Raw genomic sequence first — 4,497 nt, forward strand, 5'->3', positions numbered from 1 at the left:
ACTCTGCTGCTTCTTCGTACGCTTCCATTGGGGGGCATGTGCAGATTAGGTTTCTGTCGCCGTATGCGTTGTCGACGCGGTTGACGGGTGACCAGTATTTGTCGACGCCCATGGATCCCGGCGGGAAGCAGGCCTGTTCGCGGGTGTAGGGCCGGTCCCAGTCGCCGACCAGATCGCGCACCGTGTGGGGGGCGTTTTTCAGCGGGTTGTTTTCCGCGTCGATCTTGCCGTCGATGATGTCCTGCGCCTCGGCCCGGATCGAGAGCATGGCGTCGCAGAAGCGGTCCAGCTCGTCCTTGGGTTCCGATTCCGTGGGTTCGACCATCAGGGTGCCGGCCACCGGCCAGGACATGGTCGGCGCGTGGAAGCCTGAATCGACCAGACGTTTGGCCACATCGTCCACGCTCACATTGCCCTCGGCGTCCAGCGGACGGGTGTCGAGGATGCATTCATGTGCCACACGGCCTGTCTCGGAGGTGTAGAGGATCGGATAGGCATCGGCCAGGCGCGCCGCGATGTAGTTGGCGTTCAGGATCGCCACCTTGGTCGCCTGCGTCAGACCCGCGCCGCCCATCAGCAGCACATAGGCCCACGACACGGGAAGGATCGACGGAGACCCAAATGGCGCGGCCGAGACCGGGCCCACGGCGGTGCCGTATTCCGGGTGGCCGGGCAGGTGTTCCTCCAGATGCGCCTTGACGCCAATCGGACCCATGCCGGGGCCGCCACCGCCATGCGGGATGCAGAAGGTCTTGTGCAGGTTCAGGTGGCTGACATCGCCGCCAATGTCACCGGGACGCGACAGGCCGACCATGGCGTTCATGTTGGCGCCATCGATATAGACCTGACCGCCGTGATCATGGGTGATCTGGCAGACCTCCTGCACGGTGGTCTCGAACACGCCATGGGTGGACGGGTAGGTGATCATGCAGGCGGCCAGATGGTCGGAGTGCTTTTCCGCCTTGGCGCGGAAATCGGCGACATCGATGTTGCCCTTGTCATCCGCCTGCACCGGCACAACCTGATAGCCCACCATCTGCGCCGAGGCCGGGTTGGTCCCGTGCGCCGAGGTTGGGATCAGGCAGACATTACGGTGCGCCTCACCCCGCGATGCGTGGTAGTTGCGGATGGTCAGCAGACCCGCATATTCGCCCTGCGCGCCCGAGTTGGGCTGCTGCGAGATCGCATCATAGCCGGTGATCTGACACAGCTTATCGTTCAGATCGGCGATCATCTGATGATAGCCCTGCGCCTGATCTTGCGGGCAGAACGGGTGCAGGTTGCCGAACTCGGGCCAGGTGACCGGGATCATCTCGATCGTGGCGTTCAGCTTCATGGTGCACGAGCCCAGCGGGATCATCGCCCGGTCCAGCGCCAGGTCGCGATCGGCCAGACGGCGCATATACCGCGTGATCTCGGCCTCGGCCCGGTTCTTGTGGAAGATCGGGTGGGTCAGGTACGCGCTTTCGCGCAGCGCATAATCCGGCAGGCGGTATTGCTTGTTCGAGCTGTCATCCGCCCGATCGATGCCAAAGGCACCCCAGACCGCCTCGATGGTCTCGGGCCGGGTCTGTTCGTCCAGGCTGATGCCCACGCGGCTCGTCCCCACCTTGCGCAGGTTGACGCCCCGGGCCACGGCGGCCTCCATCACCACATTCTGCAGATGGCCAACCTCGACCGTGATGGTGTCAAAGAACACCTCCGGTTCAACGGCAAAGCCCGCCTCTTCCAGACCGGCAGCCAGGCGCGAGGTCTTGCGGTGCACCGATTGCGCGATGGCCTTGATGCCGTCGGGGCCGTGATACACGGCATACATCGAGGCAATGACGGCCAGCAGCGCCTGCGCGGTGCAGACGTTCGAGTTGGCCTTCTCACGGCGGATATGTTGCTCGCGGGTCTGCAGCGACAGGCGGTAGGCTTTGTTGCCACGGCTGTCGATCGACACGCCGATGATCCGGCCGGGCATCGAGCGCTTCAGCTTGTCGGTGGTCGCCATGTAAGCGGCGTGCGGGCCGCCATAGCCCATCGGCACGCCAAAGCGCTGGGTCGAGCCGATGGCAATGTCCGCGCCCATCTCACCCGGTGACTTCAGCAGCGCCAGCGACAGGATGTCGGCGGCAACAATGGCAATCGCTTTATGTTCATGCAGCGCCGCGATTTCCGATGTGAAGTCGCGCACATGACCATGGGTGCCCGGATACTGGAAGATCGCGCCAAAGACGGAACCTGCATCCAGCGTGTCCGGATCGGCCACCTGCACGTCGATGCCCAGAGGCTCGGCGCGGGTTTTAATGACCGCGATGGTCTGCGGGTGGCAGTTCTTGTCGACGAAGAAGGCCGCGTTATTGGCTTTGGACCGGCCGCCACGCTTGGCCATCGCCATGGCTTCCGCCGCAGCTGTGGCTTCGTCCAGCAGCGAGGCGTTGGCCACGTCCAGCCCGGTCAGGTCGCTGACCATGGTCTGGAAGTTCAGCAGCGCCTCAAGACGGCCCTGACTGATCTCGGGCTGATAGGGGGTGTAGGCGGTGTACCAGGCCGGGTTTTCCAGGATGTTGCGCAGGATCGGCGCCGGCGTGGTGGTGCCATAGTATCCCTGCCCGATCAGCGAGGTCAGAACGGTGTTCTTGCTCGCCACTTCTTTCATGTGAAAGAGCGCGTCGCGCTCGGTCATCGCCGGACCCCAGTCCAGCGGTTCCTTCTGCCGGATCGCGGGCGGGACGGTGGCGTCGATCAACTCGTCCAGCGTCTTGAAGCCGATCACCTTCAGCATGTCGCGCATCTCGGTGGGCGACGGGCCGATGTGGCGGCGATTGGCGAAGTCATAGGCTTCGTAATCGGTCAGTTTGAAGGCCATTGCAGCGCTCCTCATGGAATGTCTCACCCAGCCGCTCTGGCAGAAGCTTCCGGCGGGGGGTGAGGGCCGTCCCGGACTCTGTCCAGTGGACAGGTTCAGGCCCGAACGGGCAGAACCCAAATTCGGCGGCAGAAGTTAGAACAATGGAGCCCCGGTCGCGGGGGCTCCGGCACGTATCAGCCGATCAGGGCCTTGTAGCCGTCCAGATCCATCAGACCTTCCAGCTGCGAGGCGTCTGCGATCTTGATCTTGTAGATCCAGGCTTCGCCCTCGGGGTCTTCGTTCAGCGCGCCGGGATTGTCGGCCAGCGCCTCGTTCACTTCCGCGATCTCGCCATCAACCGGCGCATAGAGCTCGGACGCCGCCTTGACGGATTCGATCACACCGATCTCGCCGCCTTTTTCGAACTCGTCGCCCGCTTCCTGCTGCTCGACGAAGACCACCTCACCCAGCTGTTCAGCCGCGTGTTTGGTAATACCCAGCGTGGCGGTGTCGCCCTCGACGGTCAGCCATTCGTGCTCTTCGGAATAATAGGTTGCCATGTTGTCTCTCTCCTGACTTCAACGCTTGTAATTCTGTTTGACGAAAGGCGTGGCCACGATCTCGGCCGGTTGCGCCTTGCCCCGGATGATCAGGTTCACCTTCTCCCCCGGCTCGCCATGGCCCGCAGACACATAGCCCATCGCAATCGGGCCGCCGACCGTGGGGCCAAAACTGCCCGAAGTGATCTGACCGATGGTGTTGCCCGCGGCGCACTGGATTTCCACGCCCTGACGCGCAGGCGCGCGGCCGTCGGGCTTGATGCCGACCAGCTTGCGGGATGCGCCCTCGGTCAGTTCGCGCTGCACGCGCTCCGCGCCCGGGAAACCGCCGTCTTCCTTGCGGCGCTTCTGCATCGCCCAGCCCAAAGACGCCTCAACCGGCGAGGTGCTCTGGTCGATGTCATTGCCATACAGGCACAGACCCGCCTCCAGCCGCAGGCTGTCGCGCGCGCCCAGACCCGCCGCTTCGCAATCTTCATGCGCCAGGAAGGCTTTCGACACGTCGATCGCCTTGTCCTCGGGGATCGAGATCTCGTAGCCGTCCTCGCCGGTATAGCCCAGCCGCGAGATGCGGCATTCGACATCGTTGATATCGGCCAGCGTGGTCTCCATGAACTTCAGATCGCGGGCCGCGGAGCAGAGGTCTCCTACGACGTTTTCCGCTGCAGGACCCTGCACCGCCACCAGCGCGCGGTCGAAGATCTCGGTCACCTCAACCCCGTCCAGATTGTCACGCATATGCGGAATGTCCTGATCGCGCAGTGCTGCGTTCACCACCACAAAGTAATGATCGCCCGCATTCGACACGATCAGGTCATCCATGATCCCGCCTTCCGGATTGGTAAAGAACCCGTACCGCGCCTTGCCCGGCTTCAACGTCGCATAAGCCTGCGGGCACAAAGCTTCCAGCTTCTCACCCACATTCTCACCCCGCAGAATAACCTGACCCATATGAGACACATCAAACAACGCCGCCTTCTCACGACACTGCCTATGCTCACCCATAATACCCAAAGGATACTGAACAGGCATCTCCCAACCAGCAAAATCAACCAGCTTACCACCCAACTCAACATGCAATGAGTAAAGGGGCGTGCGTTT

General features: G+C 62.9%; 3 protein-coding genes. All 3 read right to left on the reverse strand.

The window, feature by feature from the left end; all coding sequences use genetic code 11:
• On the reverse strand, positions 1-2,854 hold a 2,854-nt coding region (gene gcvP, locus Q0816_RS25805; RefSeq protein ID WP_298856150.1), incomplete at its 3' end, for an aminomethyl-transferring glycine dehydrogenase.
• 176 nt (positions 2,855-3,030) lie between these two features.
• Complete coding sequence (gcvH, locus tag Q0816_RS25810) at positions 3,031-3,396, reverse strand: glycine cleavage system protein GcvH (RefSeq protein ID WP_298856152.1); 366 nt, start codon at positions 3,394-3,396, stop codon at positions 3,031-3,033.
• 18 nt (positions 3,397-3,414) lie between these two features.
• Positions 3,415-4,497 (reverse strand): glycine cleavage system aminomethyltransferase GcvT (gene gcvT, locus Q0816_RS25815; protein ID WP_298856155.1); only part of this gene is annotated, 1,083 nt, incomplete at its 5' end.

The sequence above is a fragment of the uncultured Ruegeria sp. genome (assembly GCF_947497005.1).
Lineage (GTDB): Bacteria > Pseudomonadota > Alphaproteobacteria > Rhodobacterales > Rhodobacteraceae > Ruegeria.